Genomic DNA, 18,848 nt, shown 5'->3' with positions numbered 1-18,848 from the left:
AAACGCCCCGGCGGTGCGAACCGTCGGGGCGTTTTTTATCGTGACGACTCAGCGTTACGCTGCGATCGCCGCGTCGCCCATTTTCTGGCGAAGCTTCTTCATGGCGTTCTTTTCGAGCTGGCGAATACGCTCGGCGCTAACGCCGTACACATCGGCCAAATCGTGCAGCGTGGCTTTATCGTCGGTGAGCCAGCGGCGCTGCAGAATATCCCGCGAGCGCTCATCCAGCCCTTTGAGCGCCAATTGAAGACGGCGCGTGGAGTCCTCTTCGAAGTCGCTATCTTCGAGCTGCGTTGCCGGGTCGGCGGAGGCATCGTCGAGGAAGTACGCTGGCGCTTGGTACGTGCTCTCTTCGTCGTCGCTGGGCGACGCATCGTACCCGGCATCGAATGCCGAGAGGCGGCCTTCCATATCGCGCACGACTTCCGGCTTCACGTCGAGGTCTTTGGCAATTGCATCGACCTCGTCGTTGTTCAGCCATGCCAAACGCTTTTTCGCGCTGCGCAGGTTGAAGAACAGCTTACGCTGCGCCTTGGTGGTGGCGATTTTGACGATACGCCAGTTACGCAGCACGAACTCATGAATCTCGGCTTTGATCCAATGCACGGCGAACGACACCAAGCGCACCCCTTGATTCGGGTCGAAGCGCTTCACGGCTTTCATCAAGCCTACGTTGCCTTCTTGGATCAAGTCCGCTTGCGGCAGGCCGTAGCCTGAGTAGCTGCGGGCAATGTGCACCACAAACCGCAGGTGCGACAGCACCAACCGGCGCGCTGCCTCCAGATCGCCCTCATCGTAGAGGCGGAACGCTAGCTCGCGCTCTTCCTCGACGCTCAGCACAGCGATGCCATTCACCGCTTGAATATAGCCTCCCAGGTCGTTACCTGGCGAAAGCTGTCCCACCGGTAGAAGACTAGTGCTCATGTGCAGGTGGTCTCCCTTAAAACCTATCGTGGTTGACGTGCTGGCGTGACGTGAATACGTGCTGCCAAACGTCTTGCATTAACGCTTAAGACCTTAGTCGAAGCCTAAGGTTCAAATGACCGATGCCAACACTGCATCGACCAACGGGGGTAGATATTCCCCGTGGTTGCCCGCATGACACAGGGTATCGAGTCTAGACGCTGCATGTAACTCTATGATGACAGCGGTGCAGGCGTCGGCTCAGCGCGGGCGAATACTGGACAGATGACGCGTGACGGCAAGCCAAGCGCCCAGCCAGCCAAGTAGTGTACTGCAAGATAGCAGAATTGTAGAGCCTGTCACGTCCAACTGCGGCAAGCTGAAGCTGGCACCGTAGCTGGCCGCCAGCGCGGCCACTGGCAACGATAGCCAGTGGTTGCCCAAGGCCAACAGCCCCAGCGCCAGGAGCCCTCCCCCCGCGCCATACCAGGCACCGCTGTACAAGAAGGGTCGACGCACGAAGGCGTGTGTCGCGCCGATCAGCATCACCACTTCGATTTCTCGACGCCGACTCTCCACCGCCAAGCGGATGGTATTGCCAACGACCAGCAGCACACCGAAACCGAACAGCACGCCCAGCGCCAGCGCAACGCGGCGGCCGAGTGCCGCCAAATGGCGCAGCCGCTCGACCCAGGCTAAATCCACGCGGACTTCGTCGATGCCAGCTAACCCCTCCAATCGCTCGGCCAGTTCGGCCATCGCAGCGGGCTCTACATCTTGGGGGGAAATGACGATGCTCGCGGGGAGCGGATTGTCCTCGAGCCCTGCTAGGGTATCGTCGATACCCAGCGACTGCTGAAAATCCGCCATGCCTTGCTCAGGGCTAATCATGCGCGTCTTGGCCACGCCGTCATCAGCGCTCACCGCCTCTTCGATTCGGGACGCTTGCGCTGCGTCGACGCCCATCTCGAGGTACACGGTGAGCGATGCGCTTTCATCCAGCTCGGCGTCCAGCAGCTTGGCGCTGTCCAGCGTCAGCCACAGGGCTGCGGGAAGCACCAGGGCGATGGCAATCGCCAGCATGGTCAGCAAGTTGCCCAGCGGGTAGCGCACCAGGCGAAAAAGGCTATCCAGCGCCATGGCGCGATGGTGACGGCCCCACGCTCGCAGGCGACTGCTAACGCGCGTTTGCTGAGAGCGAGCGCCGCTGCGGGGCGTTTTCTCGGGTGTAGGCGTAGCGGTCTTCACGGGCGCGCGGGCGGCGCGCGGACGCGGAGCAGCGCCGCTTTGGCGAGGGGTGGTCGAGCGCTTCATACGGCCCCCTCATCGGCTACGAGACGCCCATCACGCAGGCGCAGAATTCGATGACGTAGGCGCGCGATCAGCGCCAAGTCGTGACTCGCAATCATCACCGTGGTGCCGATACGGTTAAAGTCTTCGAATAGCGCCATGATATCGGCAGAGAGCTGGGGGTCGAGGTTTCCGGTGGGTTCGTCGGCCAGCAGCAGTGCGGGTTTGTTAACCACGGCGCGGGCGATGCCCACGCGCTGCTGCTCACCGCCCGACAGCTCGATGGGCAAGGCTTTTTCACGGTGTAACAGGCCAACCTTGTCCAGCGCGGCGCGCACGCGCCGGGCCGCTTCGCGGGGTTCCACCCCCTGAATGTCCAGCGGCAGCGAGACGTTGTGAAACACGCTACGATCAAACAACAGCTGATGATCCTGAAACACCACGCCAATCTGACGGCGGTAGAACGGCACCTGGCTGGCGTGGAGTTGGGCGATGTCGTGCCCGGCCACAACGACGCGTCCCCGGCTGGGTTTTTCCAGCCGCATGATCAAGCGCAGCAGCGAACTTTTTCCCGCTCCCGAGTGGCCGGTGAGAAACACCATTTCACCTCTCGCGACGCGAAAGTTCAGGTGTGCCAGCGCCTCGAAGCGCCCTCCGTAGCGCTTCCCCACGTGCTCAAAGGCAATCATGCGCGGCCATCGTCTCCCTGGCGGTCAAATAGCGCGTTGACGAAATCGTTAGCGTTGAAGGGGCGCAGGTCGTCCAGACCTTCGCCTACCCCAATGAAGCGGATCGGCGTCTCGAGCTGCTTTGCCAGCGCGAAGATGATGCCGCCTTTGGCGGTGCCATCCAGCTTGGTCAGGGTAATCCCGCTAATCGGCACCGCTTCGTTGAAGGTCGTGGCCTGGGAAATGGCGTTCTGCCCCGTGCCCGCATCCAGTACCAGCATGACCTCGTGGGGCGCTGTGTCATCGAGCTTCTGCATTACCCGATGGACTTTTTTCAACTCTTCCATCAGGTGGCTCTTGTTGTGCAGCCGCCCGGCGGTATCGGCGATCAGCACGTCCACGCCGCGAGACTTGGCGGCCGCCACCGCGTCATATATCACCGAAGCGCTGTCGGCACCGGTATGCTGAGCAATGACCGGCACACTGTTCCGCTCGCCCCACACCTTCAACTGCTCGACCGCCGCGGCACGGAAAGTATCCCCGGCCGCCAGCATGACGCTCTTACCTTCGCGCTGAAAGCGCTGGGTGAGCTTACCGATGGTGGTGGTCTTACCAACGCCATTGACCCCGACCACCAAAATCACGAAGGGGCCATCACTCTCTTTCTCGAAGCTGAGCGGCGCCGACACGGGGGCCAGCAGCGCGGCTAACTCTTCCTGCAAGCCACGGTAGAGCGCCTCGGGATTGTTCAGCTCTTTGCGGGACACCCGCGCTTCCAAGCGCTCGATGATCTCGCTCGTCGCTTCGATACCCACATCGGCCATGAGCAGCTGAGTTTCCAGATCTTCCAGCAGCTCGTCATCGATATGCTTTTTGCCCAGGAACAGATCGGCCAGGCCGTCGGTCAGGTTGGCGCGAGTTTTCCCTAGACCAGACTTGATGCGCGCAAACCAGCCTTTCTTTTCGCCCTTTTCCGCCACCGGCTTCTCTTGAAGGGCTGGCTTCGCGGCGGGCTCTGGCTCTGGCTCTGGCTCTGGCTCTGGCTCTGGCTCTGGCTCTGGCTCTGGCTCTGGCTCTGGCTCTGGCACAGTATCCATCATCGGCGCCGGGGTCACGTCCTCATCAACCCCGGTGGGCTGCACATCCTCTTTATTCACCGGCTCGGGCGACTGCTCCTGAGCGAGCGCGTCGGCGTCCTCGCGCGCTGCCGGCTTGAGGGATTCTTCTTCCTGCGGCTCAGCCGGCGATGTCGCCGAGGCTGAAACCTCCGCCTCAGGCGCCGTATCGGGCGCGCCTTCGGGCTCTTCCGGCAGCGCTGGCTGCTCCTGGGCGTCTTGAGGCTCCTGCTGGGAGTCGTGCTTTTTCTTACGTTTGAAAAAACCGAACATAGGTGTCATCCGACTAAATAGGTGATCATTGGGATTATCCTACCACCGCAGACCAAGACTTTGGATAAGTAGCCCGCTACAATCGCGATATGAAACGACAACGCCCTTCTCGCGCTTCCTCGCGCCCATCGACATCCTCTCGCGGCCAAGCCAAACCGCCAGGGAAGCTGCGCATCATCGGCGGTGATTTTCGCCGCCGTCAGCTACCCGTACTCGACCGCCCGGGCCTGCGTCCCACGCCGGATCGCGTACGCGAAACGCTGTTCAATTGGCTAGGCCAGGCCCTCTATGGCAAGCAGGTGCTGGACCTGTTTGCAGGCACCGGCGCGCTAGGCATCGAGTCGCTCTCACGGGGGGCCGCCGAGGTCACGTTCGTCGAGCGTGACGCCCAGGTGGCGTCGCATATTCGTGAGAATCTCACCACCTTGAAAGCCGCGCAGGGCAAGGTCATCACCGCCGATGCCCTAGCGTTCGTCGCGTCGCCAGGCCAGCCGATGGACGTGGTGTTTCTCGACCCGCCCTTCCACCAGGGATGGGCCGCGTCTTGCTGCAGCGCATTAGAAGCACACGGATGGTTAGCCAAGGAAGCGATGATCTACTTGGAAACCGAACAGAGCCTGACGCCAACGGTACCGGCCAACTGGCAGCTCCATCGTGAAACTCAGGCAGGTGAAAGCATGGCCAGGCTCTATCGACGGTTACCCGCGTAAAGCGCTTGCCGCCAAGTAACAGCGGCGTTACGCTCGCCCCATTACGTCAAACATCGCGATCCATTTTATGGCAAGACGACAGGCAGCCGCCTGTCGTTCGTTACTGGAGGTAGGCATGAGCCTTGAGTTGTTCAATCAGTTGGAGCAGAAAGTCACCGACACCGTCGAGGCGTTGGAGATGATGAAGCTGGAAAACGAAGAGTTGCGCAACGAAAATGCGCAGCTAAAGCAAGAGCGCGAAGAGTGGGAGCGCCGTTTGCAGGGTGTGCTCAGCAAGTTCGACGGTATGGACGACAGCAGCGCGTCCTAAGCCAGCGTTCGAGACATCAGTAGCGCATCTTCACGCCCGGTCGCGCCGTTGGCGGCCGGGTAGTAGCCCTTCCGACGACCATCCTCCTGAAAACCTACCTGCCGATAGAGCGCAATGGCTCGCTGGTTTCCGGCGCGCACTTCCAGCAGTAATCGCTCGGCTTGCCAGCCCGTTGCCATGGCAATGACCTCATCCAACAAGCGTCGCCCTATACCTTGCCCCTGGCAATCAGGCCGCACGCCAATGGCCTGTAATTCGGCATCGAACGGTAGTTTCGCGACCAGGGCGTAGCCTGCGAGCGCGTCGCCCTGCCAATCCCCCAAGACCCACGCTTGCTCATCGGCCAGCGCCTCCTCTAGCTGCTGGCCACTGGCGCCGCTTTGCGCGAGGGCTTCGAGCGCGAGCAAAGGCGCTCGGTCGACCGCGCTCAGCCGACGAATCACACCTTACCCCACTGCTTGCCTAATGCCACCAAATGGGGCCATAGCGCGCGCTTGGCGCTAGCGTTCTGGATGAGCGCTGCCAGCGAGGGGCCTTGCCAAACCGGTAGCGCGAGCGTTTGGCTCTGCCCTTCATCAAGTGCGATGACGCGCGCCAAGTCGGGCGATGCCGTCTCTGCGCCCCACCACAACACTTGCTCTAGTTGCCAGCCTTGCCGACTTGCTGCCCCGGCAATGAACGCCGCCACGCCCTCTTGGGCTTCTTCGAGGGGCTCTTCCGGCTCGAAAGCGGTGGCCATGGGTGGCCAGGTGAAGTGAGTCACCGTCGGCAGCTCGCCGCGCCAGATGCCCGCAGCACGCAGTATATTGGCCAGCAGCTGTTGCTCCACGACCGATAGCGTGCCTTCACAGAGACTCAACCACCGCCCGCCAAGACAGACGCAGGAAAGACTGAAGTTCAGCGGTTTGGCGCGCTCGCGGGGCCGGGCCGCCGGTTCAGGCGCAGGGGCGGCTTCCGGTTGAGGTGCCGTCACGGCCTGCCCTAACAGCGCTTTGACGGCTGAAGGCGACGTCACCGACGACGCGTTTGGCTCGGCATCGGCTTGACGCGGCGGGCGAGGCGCAGGGGCGTCGTCCAGCAACGCCTGCAGGCGCTCGCGCGGGGCCGCTTTGGCCGGTGCGTCCTCCCACTCACAGGCGCCGGTTGGCAGGGCGTTGGGCAACTGATAACGAGACGCCCAGGACGTAATGCCCATGGCATCCAGATAGTGCCGACGAGTGACTTCTGGGGTCACTGGCCGCCGCCACGACAGTTGGGAGAGTTGGGACGCTCGCTGCCGCGCGCCTGCCACTCGCGGAGCGTATAGAGATGTAACGCCAGCGCGTGGACCGGGCCCGAGAGCTCGTCGGCCAACAGGGCGTATATTTGCTGATGACGCTTCACCGGCATCATGCCGTCGAAGCTATCGCTTACCAGGGTGACTTTGAAGTGCGTTTCCGAGTTGGCCGGCACGTTATGCATGTGGCTCTCGTTCTCGACTCGGAGAACGTCTGGGGTTAGCGACGCCAACTTTTGCTCAATTTGTGTCTGTATCGCCATGGGACTCTCCTTCCGTCAGCAACGCCTCTATTGTACGCCCTTACTTCCCAACAGACGATGCCCGCCGCTCGATGAGCGCCCGCTGGGCCAGCGACACCCGAGACAAGCTCGCCAGTAGCGCCAACAGCGTCGTTCCTGCCCCCAGCCACAGCGTGACCTGTATCGGCGCCCCCAGCGCCAGCGCCGCCCCTACGAGTGCCACCCCGAAAGATTGCCCCACCGTACGGGTCGTACTCATCACACCGGAGACGTTGGCGCTGCGCTCTGGCGGCAGGCTGCCCATCATTTCGCGGTTATTCGGCGGCTGAAAAAGCCCAAAGCCGATCCCGCAGAGTGCCGTCCGCCACAGGCTACCCACCACTCCCGTACTCTCGTCCACCAGCGCCAGCGCCACCAGTCCGACGATCAGCAGGACCAGTCCCGTACTCGACAGCAGGCTGGGGTTAACGCGATCCGCCAAGCGCCCTGCGACGGGCCCCACCAGCATGATCGCCAGCGGCCATGGCGTGAACAGCCACGCCGTCTCCAGAGGCGAAAACCGCATCTGTTCTTGGTAGAAAAACGACAGCGCTACAAAGGTGAGTCCTTGACCGATAAACGCCAAACCGGAGGCCGACACCGCCAGCGTAAAGCGCTTCTCGGCAAACACACTGAGCGGCAGCAACGGGTAAGGTGCCCGGTGCTGGCGACGCACGAACAGCACGCAGGCTGCCACTGCCAGTAGCCCCCAACCGCCGCTCTGCCACACCGGAGCGGCGTGTCCCACGGCGTCCATGGCGATAAAAAAGCTCGCCAGCATCAGCATCGAGTAGAGCGCCCCCAGCGTATCGAAGCTGCCTTGTCGCGGCGTCTCTTTCGGCAGTGCGCGTCGCGCCAGCCAGAGTGAGCAGAGCCCCAGCGGCAGGTTGAGCGCGAACAGCCACGGCCACTCCACGAACGAGAGAATCACACCGCTGAGCGTGGGGCCTGCGGCATAGCCGCCAGCCACGACCAGAGCGCTCAGCCCCAGCGCGCTGCCAAGCAGCCGAGAGGGAAAAATAGCGCGATAGAGCGACGGCCCGATGGAGAGCGTGGCCGCCGCGCCCAAGCCCTGCAGCGCACGAAAAACGAGCAGCGTTTCGAGGTTACGCGACAGCGCGGCACCGAGTGCCGCCAGCACGAAAGTGGCCAAGCCAAACAGATACAGCCGTCGGCGAGTGATCAACTCGCTGATTCCGGCAAACACGAGCAAAAAGGCCGCACAGACGACCTGAAAGAGATTGGTGATCCACACCGCCCGGGATGCCGAGACGTCTAGGTCCGCCGCGATGGTCGGCAAGGCCAAATTGATCATGGTGGTATCGACTACCGCCATCAGCGTGCCGGTCACTAGCGCCAGCACGGCCAACAAACGCTCAGGCCCGGGCAGCCCATCGTCGCCGGGGCGAGTTTCAAACAGTCGCATGGTGATGAATTCCTGAACAACACCCTCTGAAACGGCAAAACCGGCCGAAGCCGGTTTTACAGTGCGCTCATGCTAAAAATAATAGCACGCTAATCTTGTTCGTTGTCGAGCAGCAGTGCGTCGTCAACATCCGAGATTTCCAGAGCCGTTTCGTCGTCCAGGTCGATGGCGAGATAGCTGTGCTCCACGCGCAGGAAGTCCTGAAACAGCGACCAATCGAGTTTTTCTGGCCACTGACGCTCATCCTCTTCCCAAGCGCGCAGCTCGGTCTCTAGGATTTCTACGTGACGCTCACGCACGAACGTCTCCAACGCCTCTGGGGTATCCATCTCGGGGATCAGGTATACCGTACTTTCACGTTCGACGTCGTCCAGGGTCAGGTCGTCGTCTCCCATGGTGGGTTCGAGCGCATTGATCCAGTCCACGAAGGTCTGGGTCGGCCTGACGCTCAGGGCAGAGCGATTTAGCAGTTTCATGGGATTCTCCTCGCCGTCGAAACGTTGACCATTATGGGCGCTAAATCGCGCCCTTACCAACTTTTCGTCCGCAACCCGCCCAGTTGAGCGTCAATCCACTTCTGGACGCATGGCCGGGAACAGCAGCACATCTCGAATGGAGGGGCTGTCGGTGAACAGCATCACCAAGCGGTCAATGCCGATGCCCTCGCCCGCCGTCGGCGGCATGCCGTACTCCAAGGCGCGCACGTAGTCGGCGTCATAGTACATGGCTTCCAGGTCACCGGCGTCTTTTTCGGCCGCCTGTTCGCGGAAACGCTCTGCTTGGTCTTCGGCGTCGTTCAGCTCCGAGAAGCCGTTGGCGATCTCGCGGCCACCGACGAAGAACTCGAAGCGATCCGTGACGAAGGGGTCCGCATCGTTACGACGCGCCAGCGGGCTGACTTCGGCCGGGTATTCGGTGATGAACGTCGGCTGGTCCAGCTTGTGTTCCGCCACTTCTTCAAAAATCTCGGTTTGGACTTTACCTAGCCCCCAGCTCTCTTTGACCTTGATACCGAGCTTTTCTGCCGCAGCACGGGCAGCATCCAGGGTGTCCAGCTCGGCGTCGGTGATGCCGTCGCCGTGATCCAGAATCGCTTGGCGCAGGGTGAGACGCTTGAAGGGCTGGCCGAAATCGTAGCTGGCCCCTTGGTACGTGATCGTAGTAGTGCCCAGCACTTCCTGCGCCGCGGTGCGCAGCATGGCTTCGGTCATGTCCAGAAGGTCGCGGTAATCCGCGTAGGCCCAGTAGAACTCCACCATGGTGAACTCGGGGTTGTGCCGCGTGGACAAGCCTTCGTTACGGAAGTTGCGGTTGATCTCGAACACTTTCTCGAAACCACCCACCACCAGGCGCTTCAGATAAAGCTCCGGCGCAATACGCAGGTACATATCGATATCCAGCGCATTGTGGTGAGTGATGAACGGGCGCGCCGCCGCGCCGCCGGGGATTGGCTGCAGCATCGGCGTTTCCACTTCCATGAAGCCACGGGCTTCGAAGAAACGGCGCATGGAGCTGATCACCGCTGCGCGGGTCTCGAAGACCTTACGCGACTGCGGGTTCATGATCAGGTCCACGTAGCGCTGGCGATAGCGGGCTTCTTGATCGGTCAGGCCGTGGAACTTGTCCGGCAGCGGACGCAGGCTCTTGGTCAGCAGCTGCGCCTCGACCATCATGACGTACAGATCGCCCTTGCCGGATTTGTGCACTGGGCCACGAGCGGCGACGATATCGCCGATGTCCCAGCCCTTGATGTCTTCCAGCACGTCTTCCGGCAGCCCCTTTTTATCCACATAGAGCTGGATCTGGCCCGCCACGTCCTGAATCACAATGAAAGGACCGCGTTTGCGCATCACACGACCGGCCACCGACGCTGGGTGGTTCAACGCTTCCAGCTCGGCTTTGTCTTTCTCGCCCAGCAAGTTGTGCAGCTCGACGGTGAGGCTGTCGCGGCGGAAATCGTTCGGGAAAGCGCTCTTGCCCTGCTCGGCCGCCCGCTCACGGCGGGCCGCCAGCTTGGCACGGCGCTCGGCGATCAGGTGATTTTCATTATCGAGAGAAGACGCGTCTTGGTTAGCCATCGGGCACCCTATTCATGTTCGAACGCTAAAAAGATTACAAACCCTGCTTCAGGCTGGCGACGATAAACTGGTCTAAATCGCCGTCGAGCACTTTGTCGCAGTTGCTGGACTGAACGCCGGTACGCAGGTCTTTAATGCGCTGATCGTCCAATACGTAAGAGCGAATTTGGCTGCCCCAACCGATATCGGCTTTGGAGTCTTCCGCCTCCTGCTTGGCCGCATTGCGCTTTTGCATCTCGTGTTCCCACAGCTTCGCCTTCAACTGCTTCATGGCGAAATCGCGGTTGGCGTGCTGGCTACGCTGATTCTGGCATGCCACCACAATTCCGGTGGGTTCGTGGGTAATCCGTACCGCCGAGTCGGTGGTGTTAACGTGCTGACCACCAGCGCCGCTGGAGCGGTAGGTATCGACACGCAGGTCGGATGGGTTAATCTCAACCTCGAAGCTATCGTCGATTTCAGGAGACAAGAACACCGACGCAAACGAGGTGTGACGGCGGCCACCGGAGTCGAACGGGCTTTTGCGCACTAAGCGGTGAACGCCGGTTTCCGTGCGTAGCCAGCCAAAGGCGTGGTCGCCCTGGATATGCAGCGACGCCGATTTGATGCCCGCCACTTCGCCTGGGGAAATTTCGATGATCTCGGTTTTGAAGCCGTGGCTCTCTGCCCAGCGCAGGTACATACGCAGCAAAATATTGGCCCAGTCCTGGGCTTCGGTGCCACCGGACCCCGATTGAATATCCAGGTAGGCGTTGTTCTCGTCCATTTCTCCCGAGAACATACGGCGAAACTCAAGCTTTTCCAGAGCGCCCTGCAGGCCACCCAGCTCTTTACGCACTTCCTCAACGGTGGCTTCATCCTCTTCCATTTCGGCGAGTTCTAACAGGTCGCGGCTATCCGCGAGGCCCTGGTCTAGCTCGTCGATGGTCGCCACAATCGCTTCAAGGGAGGCGCGCTCTTTACCCAGCTTCTGGGCGTAGTCTGGGTCGTTCCAAACATTGGGATCTTCAAGTTCGCGGGACACTTCTTCTAGCCGATCTTTACGCTCGGCATAGTCAAAGATACCCCCTAAGAACGTCTGTCCGCTCAGACAGGTCCTTGATCTGGTTATGAATCGGGTTGGTTTCCAACATGGATCACTCTAGCCTTGGTCAGTAAATAGCGGGGTCTCACGCGCGTTAAAACGCAGCTTAAAAGAGACAGGCGCCGCTGGGGCAGCTCATGGTTTGGTGCTAAACACCTCCCCGAGCTATCCCAGCGGCGAAATTCTGGCAAGCATTGTAACGAAACCCAGCGCCCACCGCACCCACCCTAGGCGGCGTTCGCCACGTAAAAAACCCGGCCGAGGCCGGGTCAGTAGGTCACGAAAATCGAACAGTAAGCGCGAACCGCGGATCAGAACCGATAGGTCAGCTGGGCACCGAAACCATGGGCTTCGTTTTTGTAGTCACCAGAGTAGTTAGAGGTAACACTAGGTATGCCCTGTTGCTCTACAAGCGGATCTGTTTTGGACTGATCAACAGATGTGCCACGCTCTGTCAGATAAGAGTACGCAAAGTCTAATGTAAGATCAGGTGTTGGGCTCCAGCCTGCGCCAATTGAGAAGATACGGCGGTCGTCTGAAGGAATACGCACGCTACGGGTGGCATCCTGGGTTGGCGTGAAGTCCAGCGTTACACCAGCACGCAGTGCCAGTGCAGGCGTTAGCTGATACTCACCACCCGTTGAAAAGGCCCAAGCGTTTGAGTAGTTCTGCTGCTCGTTAGTAATCACATCACGCTCTACGCCACTCACGAGAATCTGATCAAACCGGCTCCAGCGCGCCCAGGAAGCACCGAACATAAGCTTAAGGTCGTCACTCATTTGCTGGGTGAGCGAGAAGTTGACCGTTTCAGGTGTGGTTAGATCTAAAGAGGCATCATCTGTAATGGTGCCTATACCTAACTCATCAAGTACAGGAGAGCTTGCGGTAAAGTCACCTTCGAGCGTGTAGTCAACCTTTGAACGGTAAGTTAAACCAAAGGTTGTTTCCGGCACAGGCTGATAAATCACCCCCAGGTTATAGCCCCAGGCTTCATCATCACCCTCCACCCGCGAATCCACTTCGGTCAGGCCAAGCGGCGTTACTGTCGGCACTTGGCGGTGCAGTTCGCCATTCACACGGTTATAAGTAATACCAACGCCCACGCCCCACTGCTCATTAAAACGGTAGGAAACAGTAGGTTGAGCACTAATGACTCGCACCTCGGTGTAGTTGCCTTGGTTACGCCCCATAAAGCCATCTTCATAGTCGGTTTTCGAACCAAAAGGAGCGTAAACACCAAAACCAAACGCCAGCTGTTCATTAACAGGATGTGCATAAAAAGCGAACGGAATTAGCGTTCCTGGCACCATATCACCATCGTTGGTACCTGAGACAGGAAGTGTATCTGTCATACCCCCGGTTGCTTGCGCAATAGCAGGGCTACTTTGCGATGCCTGTGCATTAGAGATAGAGCTATTTACATTTAGGTACGTCCCGCCTGCCGTAATTTGGGCACGGTCAAGGAACGACATACCTGCCGGGTTACCGAATACAATCGTAGCATCGTGTACGTTTGAGCTACGTCCCGCATGGCCATACCCCTGCCCACTGACGCTCTGCTCGTTAATCTGATATCCGCCTGCGTTAGCTTGGCTTGCAAAGGTAACTGCTGCAACCGCGGCCGCTAGGGTTACTTTCTTGAAGTTATTATGCATTGTGGGCCTCTCTTCCTATGATCCGGCGGACTCAGCCATCCACCTGCGTCGTTATTACACCTCAGTTTTCGCCCAATGACGGGTTCGGTTCAAGTGCAAACGAGCGTTTTATTTTGTTTTTTGCTTATACATTAGTCGCACGACCGTTTTAAATCAGTGTTTTAGTTATTTTGACTGATGCTGACGCGCACGCTTGACCTATGGGTTACCCATAGGTTTTACACTATTTTAAATAACATTAGATGGCGACCTGGGAGAAAAACAGTGCTGAACGACTTAAAAGTGGGCGAACTTGCCAAACGTGGCAACGTGACCGCTGAGACCGTTCGCCATTACACGCGCGAAGGACTGCTCTCGCCCACACGCCACCCTGATAATGGCTACCAACTTTTTTCAGCTACCGACCTTGAGCGGCTGCACTTTATTCAGCGGGCGCGAAAGCTGGGCTTTAGCGTGGCGGAGATCCGCGACATCCTGGCCCATGCCGACCAAGGCGACTCCCCCTGCCCGCTGGTACGCGACCTGCTTGCCCACCGGCTGCCGCAAATACGCGCACGGATTGCCGAACTGGAAGCGCTCGCCCAGCGAATGGAGCAGGCGCTGGAGAGCTGGCAAGACATGCCCGATGGCACCCCCGACGGCCATAGCCTGTGCCGCTTAATCGAAAGTTTTCCTGAGGAGGCCCCATGCAGCACGACACCGAGCAAACCGTGATGCTGATACGCACCGTGCCGGGTATGAACTGCCAGGGCTGCGTTAAGCGCATGCGTGAGGCGATTCAAGCCCAGGACCCGGCCGCCCAAGTGGAAGGGTTTCCTGCAGAAAAGCGTCTGGAAGTGACCAGCTCCCTCGACGATCAAGCGCTGGATAGTGCGCTCAACGAAGCGGGCTACCCACCCAGTGACGACGCGAGTGACGCACCACACCCCGACGCACCTGAACCCGCTGAATCGCAGAGCGCTCCCGTGGATGCGCCCCAACTGCGCCTGCTGATTAGCGGTATGACCTGTGCGGGCTGCGTGAAAAGCGTTGAGAAGGCGCTGGCCAACACGCCTGGAGTGAACAGCGCCTCGGTGAATTTCGGCACGCACACTGCCCAAGTTACAGGCAGTGCAACGCCTGATGCGCTAATGGCCTCCGTTGCTGAGGCGGGCTATCGCGCCGAACCGATTGTGGATATGCGTGAAGCCGAGCGCACTCGCGAGGCTCAAGAAGCCGTTACCTACCGCCAGCGCCTCAAGGGCAGCATTCTATCGCTTGCCCTTGCGATCCCACTGATGCTGAGCATGTTCTTTTACCATCCACACCCCATGGGCGCCGGCCGCTTGTATTGGCTGGTGATTGGCCTGCTGACGCTGGCTATTTTGGCCTTTCCTGGGCGGCACTTTTTCACCAACGCTTGGAAACAACTCAAGCACCACCAAGCCAACATGGACACCCTGGTGGCGATGGGCACCGGCACCGCCTGGCTCTACTCGATGATGGTAGTGCTCTTCGCCCCCTGGTTGCCGGAGGTGGCTCAGGGCATCTATTTTGAAGCGTCGGCCATGGTGGTCGGGCTTATTCTGCTGGGCAACGCCATGGAGCTACGCGCCCGAGGCCGCACCAGCAGCGCCCTTAAACGGCTGCTCGACCTGCAGGAGAAAACCGCCCGGGTGATACGCGACGGCGTTGAACAAGAAATCGCGGTGGACGATGTAGCGCTGGATGACCATATTCGCGTGCGCCCCGGTGAGCGGCTGCCGGTGGATGGCGTAGTGCTCGACGGCCAGAGCTATATCGATGAGTCGATGCTTACCGGCGAACCGGTGCCCGTGCATAAAACAGCGGACGATGACGTAAGCGCGGGCACGGTGAACGGTAACGGTAGCTTGGTGTACCGCGCCACGCGCATCGGCCGCGATACCCGTTTGGGGCGCATTACCGAGCAGGTGGCCAGCGCACAAAACTCCCGCCCACCGATTGGCGAGCTGGCCGATACGATCTCAGGCATATTTGTACCCGCCGTGATGATTATTGCGGTGCTAACGGCCCTTGCCTGGTACAACCTCGGACCCGCTCCGGTGGCTATTCATATGCTGGTTACTGCTACTACCGTGCTAATTATCGCCTGCCCCTGCGCGCTGGGCTTGGCCACCCCGATCTCTACCATGATTGGCGTGGGCAAAGCCGCCGAGCATGGCGTGCTGGTGCGCAGCGGCGAAGCGCTGCAAACCGCTAGCCGTCTGACCACCCTGGTGGTGGACAAGACCGGCACGCTGACCGAAGGAAAGCCGCGTGTCACTGAGGCAACGGTGCTGCATAACGATAGCACCCAAGTACTGGCCTGGGTGGCCGCCCTAGAGAGCCGCTCGGAGCACCCCCTTGCCAAAGCGCTGACGGCCTACGCCGAAGAGCAAGGCGCCCGACCCGATGCGCTGGCTAGCTTTGATAGCGTGACCGGCGGCGGTGTTAAAGGCACCAGCCAAGCTAATGACACGCTGCTGCTAGGCAATGCGCGCTTATTGGAAGCGTCTGGCGTCGACCTTTCCCCAGCAGACGAGAGCATTCGCCAGCTGGAAGCCAAGGCGCGCTCGCTGGTTTATTTAGCGGTGAATGGCAAGCTGGCCGCCCTCTTCGGCGTTAGCGACCCGCTGCGCAAAGATGCCGCTGCCGCCGTGAAGCGCTTGCAGAACGATGGGTTAATCGTTGTGATGCTGACTGGCGATAACGAGCATACCGCCGCTGCGGTGGCCCGCGAGGTAGGCATTAGCGAGTTCAAGGCAGGCATGACGCCTGACGACAAGCACGCAGAAATTGAGCGCCGCCAAGCGGCGGGCGAAGTGGTCGGCATGGTGGGCGACGGTATTAACGACGCCCCCGCGCTGGCTCGCGCCAACGTGGGTTTTGCCATTGGCCAGGGTACCGATATCGCCATGGAGAGCGCCGGTATTACGCTGATGCGCGGCTCACTACACGGCGTGGCCACGGCGATTGAGCTTAGCCGGGCCACGCTCACCAACATCAAGCAGAATCTAGTCGGCGCATTTGGCTATAACGTACTTTGTATCCCGATTGCCGCCGGCGTGCTCTACCCCGTAACCGGCATGCTGCTGTCACCGATCATTGCCGGCGTGGCCATGTCGCTCTCCTCCATCACCGTGGTCAGCAACGCCAACCGCCTACGGTTATGGAAGCCCACCCAGCAGGAGGCCGTATGAGTTTACTGATCAACCTTGCGGGTATTGCCATCATTGGCTTGATCGTCTGGTGGTTTTGGCTTAACTAGCTGATTTTACGTCATCACGGCTAGCTCACCCCGATATAACGCCCTGGCTTGTGGTTCAGGGCGATGATCAAGTTGAGCATCAGCGCTCCCAGCACCGAGTAGCCCACACGGTCTAGCGGTAGCTGGGTGAGCGCCACCAGCAGGATCACGCCATCGATGCCGAGCTGCACATAGCCCGCCCGCAGGCCGTGTTTATCTTGCAGGTAGAGGGCGAGAATATTGATACCGCCAAGGCTGGTACGGTGGCGAAACAGCATCAGCATGCCAATCCCCATTAATGCACCGCCCATCAGCGCCGCGTAGAGCGACGGCACGTTGGCAAATTCGACCCACCCCTGAGTGAGCTCGGAGAACAGCGAGACCAAGCCAATGGCAACAAAGGTGCGCAGCGTAAAGCTCCACCCCATGCGTTTGATCGCCAGATAGTAAAACGGCAGATTGATGGCAAAAAACCAGACGCCAAAACCCCACCCGGTCAGATAATTGAGCAGTAGCGCCATCCCTGCAGTGCTACCGGTGAGCAGCACCGCGTGGGTATAGAACGTCACCCCGAGTGCGACGAACAGCGTACCCAACAGCATCGCCATGATGTCTTCATAGGGCTTGTGGGGGTCTTTAGGCAGGTCTTCCATGCGCATGAGTGCGTCCTTTTTAGGATTATTAGAGCGGCCGCTTAAGCGGCCAAGGACGCGAGGATAGCGGAGAGCGTTAAACGGGGCTAGCGTGCTCCACCATCAGCTGCAGCGACTCGCGTCCCCGCCAGCGGTTACGATTGAGCTTGTACGCGCAGTGCAGCGTGTCGCCCACGCTAAACGAGGGCAGCTCCCCCGGCGTAAGCGCGCGAAACCAGATCGCTTTGCGGGTCACCGCTCCCATGGAGAGCTCCATCATTAGGTGTGAACCCTCCGCCCCAACGGGGCGTAACGCCTCGACGATAAAGCGCCCTTCGAACAGCGGCGGATCGAACTCCCGCCCGTAGGGGCCCAAGGTCTCGATCTCTTCCAGCGTGGCCAACGAGAGCTGGGCAGTCGAGAGCTCGCCATCGGTCCACAGACGCGGGTAGAGCGGCGTATCGCCCAACTGCTCGCTCACCGCCTGCAAAAACGCCGTTTTGAAGGTATAGAGCTGCTCCCGCGGCACGCCGACGCCTGCGGCACCACTGTGCCCACCGAAGCGCGGCAGCGACTCAGGAGCAAGCTCAAAAGTACGCTGCAGGGCATCTCTTAGGTGCAGCCCCTCTATGGAGCGGCCAGAGCCGGTGAGCATATTGGGCGCGGCTGCCCGCGTCAGCACCACGGCTGGACGCCCGTAGGCCTGCACCAGCCGCGAGGCGACGATGCCCTGCACGCCGGGGTGGCCATCTTCCAGCAGCACCACGACGGCAGGCTCGTTGGCTTCCAAAGCAGGTGCGGCGAGCGCCCGCGCCTCCTCGGCCATGTCCGCCTCAATCGCCTTGCGGGACTGGTTATCCTGGTCCAGCACCTCAAGCTGCCGGTTCGCGACGCCGTCGCTCTCGGCCAGCATGAAGTGCAGCGCCGCGTAGGGGTCGTCCAATCGCGAGCGAGCGTTGATTCTCGGCCCCATCTGAAACGCCAGTGTTTCGGCATTGAAGGGCACGCTGTCGGCCCCTAAGCGCGCGGCCATGGCTCGCCAGCAGGCGGCGTCCATGCGGTTGATTAGCGTCAGGCCATGGCTGACCACCGCCCGATTGGCGGGGCTTCCGCCTAGCGAGACGCAGTCCGCCACGGTGCCTAACGCCACGTAGGAGAGCCACGGTGAGAGCTTCGGCGTGGCCTCCGGCAATACGCCCCACTCCACCAGTACGCCGCGGGCGAGCGACATCAGCAGCCACGCCACCATGCAGCCCGCAATGGTTTTATCCGGGTAGTGGCAGTCGCTGCGGGTCGGGTTCACGCAGGCATACGCCGAGGGCGGTGGGCCTTCCAGGGGAAGCGCATGGTGATCACTGACCACCACGTCGATACCGGCTGCTTTCAGCCGCGCAATGCGCGGCTCGTCAGAACTGCCGCAGTCGGCGGTAATCACCAGCGTGGGCAGCGGTTTTAAGCTCAGCGTTCGCTCCACCAGCGGCAGGCTGATGCCGTAGCCGTCGTGAATACGATGGCCAATCAAGCTGTGCAGCTTGTGCTCGGGCACGCCAAATAGCTCGACCAGCGTACGCCGAATGACCACGTGGGAGGTGATGCCGTCCACATCATAGTCGGTCAGAATACCGATAGACTCGCCCTCGGCGACCGCTTGAGCAATGCGCTCCGCCGCACGACGGCCATCGGCGAGTTTTTCAGGATGCACGAGATAGCGCAGGCTCGGTGACACCAGCGGCGCAAGCTCCCCGGTATAGCCGGGCAGCCGCGAGGCCAACAGCCGCGCCTGCAGCTCGCTCAGTCCTTCTGACTGGGCACGTAAATAGACAGCCTCGTCCAGGGGACGAGGCTCTAAGCGGGGATGGTGACTCTGCTGAGAAAGGGGTGACACCTGGGTCATATCACC

At 60.4% G+C, this 18,848-nt stretch carries 18 protein-coding genes; 4 read left to right on the top strand and 14 right to left on the bottom strand.

Features of this window, described 5'->3' with window-relative positions; translation table 11 throughout:
- Positions 1-54 precede the first annotated feature (54 nt).
- From rpoH to ftsY, 4 genes are all read right to left on the bottom strand, one after another.
- On the bottom strand, positions 55-924 hold the full coding sequence (rpoH, locus tag AB6K10_RS05775) for an RNA polymerase sigma factor RpoH (RefSeq protein WP_339118160.1): 870 nt from the start codon (positions 922-924) through the stop codon (positions 55-57).
- A gap of 240 nt (positions 925-1,164) precedes the next feature.
- Positions 1,165-2,217 carry a permease-like cell division protein FtsX gene (gene ftsX / locus AB6K10_RS05770; RefSeq protein ID WP_159340965.1) on the bottom strand — a complete coding sequence of 351 codons (1,053 nt, stop codon included), beginning with the start codon at positions 2,215-2,217 and terminating at the stop codon, positions 1,165-1,167.
- On the bottom strand, positions 2,214-2,882 hold the full coding sequence (gene ftsE, locus AB6K10_RS05765) for a cell division ATP-binding protein FtsE (RefSeq protein WP_159340963.1): 669 nt from the start codon (positions 2,880-2,882) through the stop codon (positions 2,214-2,216). Before ftsE ends, ftsX begins: the two co-directional genes overlap by 4 nt.
- Positions 2,879-4,249: a signal recognition particle-docking protein FtsY gene (gene ftsY / locus AB6K10_RS05760; RefSeq protein ID WP_339118159.1), complete on the bottom strand. Its 1,371-nt coding sequence runs from the start codon at positions 4,247-4,249 to the stop codon at positions 2,879-2,881. The genes ftsE and ftsY overlap by 4 nt, the downstream gene beginning before the upstream one ends.
- 89 nt (positions 4,250-4,338) lie before the next feature.
- Between ftsY and rsmD the strand changes: the two genes are divergently transcribed.
- Both rsmD and AB6K10_RS05750 read left to right on the top strand, forming a co-directional pair.
- On the top strand, positions 4,339-4,959 hold the full coding sequence (rsmD, locus tag AB6K10_RS05755) for a 16S rRNA (guanine(966)-N(2))-methyltransferase RsmD (RefSeq protein WP_159340958.1): 621 nt from the start codon (positions 4,339-4,341) through the stop codon (positions 4,957-4,959).
- A gap of 115 nt (positions 4,960-5,074) precedes the next feature.
- Positions 5,075-5,269, top strand: a complete 195-nt coding sequence (locus AB6K10_RS05750) for a cell division protein ZapB (RefSeq protein ID WP_159340955.1) — start codon at positions 5,075-5,077, stop codon at positions 5,267-5,269.
- On the opposite strand, the gene rimI is transcribed toward AB6K10_RS05750, so the two are convergent.
- The 8 genes from rimI to AB6K10_RS05710 form a co-directional block, all read right to left on the bottom strand.
- On the bottom strand, positions 5,266-5,712 hold the full coding sequence (gene rimI, locus AB6K10_RS05745; RefSeq protein WP_339118158.1) for a ribosomal protein S18-alanine N-acetyltransferase: 447 nt from the start codon (positions 5,710-5,712) through the stop codon (positions 5,266-5,268). The genes AB6K10_RS05750 and rimI overlap by 4 nt on opposite strands.
- The gene (locus AB6K10_RS05740; protein ID WP_339118157.1) at positions 5,709-6,503 is read right to left on the bottom strand and encodes a hypothetical protein; all 795 of its coding nucleotides are present in this window, start codon (positions 6,501-6,503) and stop codon (positions 5,709-5,711) included. The genes rimI and AB6K10_RS05740 overlap by 4 nt, the downstream gene beginning before the upstream one ends.
- Entirely contained in the window at positions 6,500-6,808 is a 309-nt protein-coding gene (locus AB6K10_RS05735) for a BolA/IbaG family iron-sulfur metabolism protein (RefSeq protein WP_339118156.1), read from the bottom strand. The genes AB6K10_RS05740 and AB6K10_RS05735 overlap by 4 nt, the downstream gene beginning before the upstream one ends.
- 40 nt (positions 6,809-6,848) lie before the next feature.
- Positions 6,849-8,252, bottom strand: coding sequence for an MFS transporter (locus AB6K10_RS05730; RefSeq protein ID WP_339118155.1), 1,404 nt, complete (start codon positions 8,250-8,252; stop codon positions 6,849-6,851).
- Positions 8,253-8,341: 89 nt separating this feature from the next.
- Complete coding sequence (locus AB6K10_RS05725; protein WP_062359457.1) at positions 8,342-8,728, bottom strand: hypothetical protein; 387 nt, start codon at positions 8,726-8,728, stop codon at positions 8,342-8,344.
- 90 nt (positions 8,729-8,818) lie between these two features.
- Positions 8,819-10,330 (bottom strand): lysine--tRNA ligase, encoded by a 1,512-nt coding sequence (lysS, locus tag AB6K10_RS05720; protein ID WP_253019131.1) that lies wholly within the window; start codon positions 10,328-10,330, stop codon positions 8,819-8,821.
- A 34-nt stretch (positions 10,331-10,364) separates the two neighbouring features.
- A protein-coding gene (gene prfB, locus AB6K10_RS05715) for a peptide chain release factor 2 (protein WP_137093709.1) occupies positions 10,365-11,463 on the bottom strand; the annotation gives its coding sequence in 2 pieces (ribosomal slippage) (positions 10,365-11,387 and positions 11,389-11,463; 1,098 coding nt in all).
- A gap of 262 nt (positions 11,464-11,725) precedes the next feature.
- On the bottom strand, positions 11,726-13,069 hold the full coding sequence (locus tag AB6K10_RS05710; RefSeq protein WP_253027648.1) for an OmpP1/FadL family transporter: 1,344 nt from the start codon (positions 13,067-13,069) through the stop codon (positions 11,726-11,728).
- A 267-nt stretch (positions 13,070-13,336) separates the two neighbouring features.
- Between AB6K10_RS05710 and AB6K10_RS05705 the strand changes: the two genes are divergently transcribed.
- On the top strand, positions 13,337-13,783 hold the full coding sequence (locus AB6K10_RS05705) for a MerR family DNA-binding protein (RefSeq protein WP_230834951.1): 447 nt from the start codon (positions 13,337-13,339) through the stop codon (positions 13,781-13,783).
- Positions 13,756-16,269, top strand: a complete 2,514-nt coding sequence (locus AB6K10_RS05700; protein ID WP_284453574.1) for a heavy metal translocating P-type ATPase — start codon at positions 13,756-13,758, stop codon at positions 16,267-16,269. The genes AB6K10_RS05705 and AB6K10_RS05700 overlap by 28 nt, the downstream gene beginning before the upstream one ends.
- An 88-nt stretch (positions 16,270-16,357) precedes the next feature.
- Here the strand turns inward: AB6K10_RS05700 and AB6K10_RS05695 are convergent, their stop codons facing one another.
- Both AB6K10_RS05695 and AB6K10_RS05690 read right to left on the bottom strand, forming a co-directional pair.
- Complete coding sequence (locus tag AB6K10_RS05695) at positions 16,358-16,975, bottom strand: YitT family protein (RefSeq protein ID WP_044629615.1); 618 nt, start codon at positions 16,973-16,975, stop codon at positions 16,358-16,360.
- A gap of 70 nt (positions 16,976-17,045) precedes the next feature.
- Positions 17,046-18,842 carry a DHH family phosphoesterase gene (locus AB6K10_RS05690; protein WP_339118154.1) on the bottom strand — a complete coding sequence of 599 codons (1,797 nt, stop codon included), beginning with the start codon at positions 18,840-18,842 and terminating at the stop codon, positions 17,046-17,048.
- Between the last annotated feature and the right edge of the window lie 6 nt (positions 18,843-18,848).

The sequence above is a fragment of the Halomonas sp. BMC6 genome, from assembly GCF_964204995.1.
Lineage (GTDB): Bacteria > Pseudomonadota > Gammaproteobacteria > Pseudomonadales > Halomonadaceae > Vreelandella.
Note: the sequence above shows the minus strand (reverse complement) of the source record. Positions and strands in the feature narration are given on the sequence as shown.

Excerpts from the sequence above, each read along its gene's own strand:
- rsmD (WP_159340958.1), top strand. The coding sequence starts at position 4,339 with ATGAAACGACAACGCCCTTCTCGCGCTTCCTCGCGCCCATCGACATCC.
- lysS (WP_253019131.1), bottom strand. The coding sequence starts at position 10,330 with ATGGCTAACCAAGACGCGTCTTCTCTCGATAATGAAAATCACCTGATC.
- AB6K10_RS05750 (WP_159340955.1), top strand. The coding sequence starts at position 5,075 with ATGAGCCTTGAGTTGTTCAATCAGTTGGAGCAGAAAGTCACCGACACC.
- AB6K10_RS05690 (WP_339118154.1), bottom strand. The coding sequence starts at position 18,842 with ATGACCCAGGTGTCACCCCTTTCTCAGCAGAGTCACCATCCCCGCTTA.
- ftsE (WP_159340963.1), bottom strand. The coding sequence starts at position 2,882 with ATGATTGCCTTTGAGCACGTGGGGAAGCGCTACGGAGGGCGCTTCGAG.
- AB6K10_RS05725 (WP_062359457.1), bottom strand. The coding sequence starts at position 8,728 with ATGAAACTGCTAAATCGCTCTGCCCTGAGCGTCAGGCCGACCCAGACC.
- AB6K10_RS05710 (WP_253027648.1), bottom strand. The coding sequence starts at position 13,069 with ATGCATAATAACTTCAAGAAAGTAACCCTAGCGGCCGCGGTTGCAGCA.
- ftsY (WP_339118159.1), bottom strand. The coding sequence starts at position 4,249 with ATGTTCGGTTTTTTCAAACGTAAGAAAAAGCACGACTCCCAGCAGGAG.
- ftsX (WP_159340965.1), bottom strand. The coding sequence starts at position 2,217 with ATGAAGCGCTCGACCACCCCTCGCCAAAGCGGCGCTGCTCCGCGTCCG.
- AB6K10_RS05695 (WP_044629615.1), bottom strand. The coding sequence starts at position 16,975 with ATGCGCATGGAAGACCTGCCTAAAGACCCCCACAAGCCCTATGAAGAC.
- AB6K10_RS05730 (WP_339118155.1), bottom strand. The coding sequence starts at position 8,252 with ATGCGACTGTTTGAAACTCGCCCCGGCGACGATGGGCTGCCCGGGCCT.
- rpoH (WP_339118160.1), bottom strand. The coding sequence starts at position 924 with ATGAGCACTAGTCTTCTACCGGTGGGACAGCTTTCGCCAGGTAACGAC.
- AB6K10_RS05700 (WP_284453574.1), top strand. The coding sequence starts at position 13,756 with ATGCAGCACGACACCGAGCAAACCGTGATGCTGATACGCACCGTGCCG.
- AB6K10_RS05735 (WP_339118156.1), bottom strand. The coding sequence starts at position 6,808 with ATGGCGATACAGACACAAATTGAGCAAAAGTTGGCGTCGCTAACCCCA.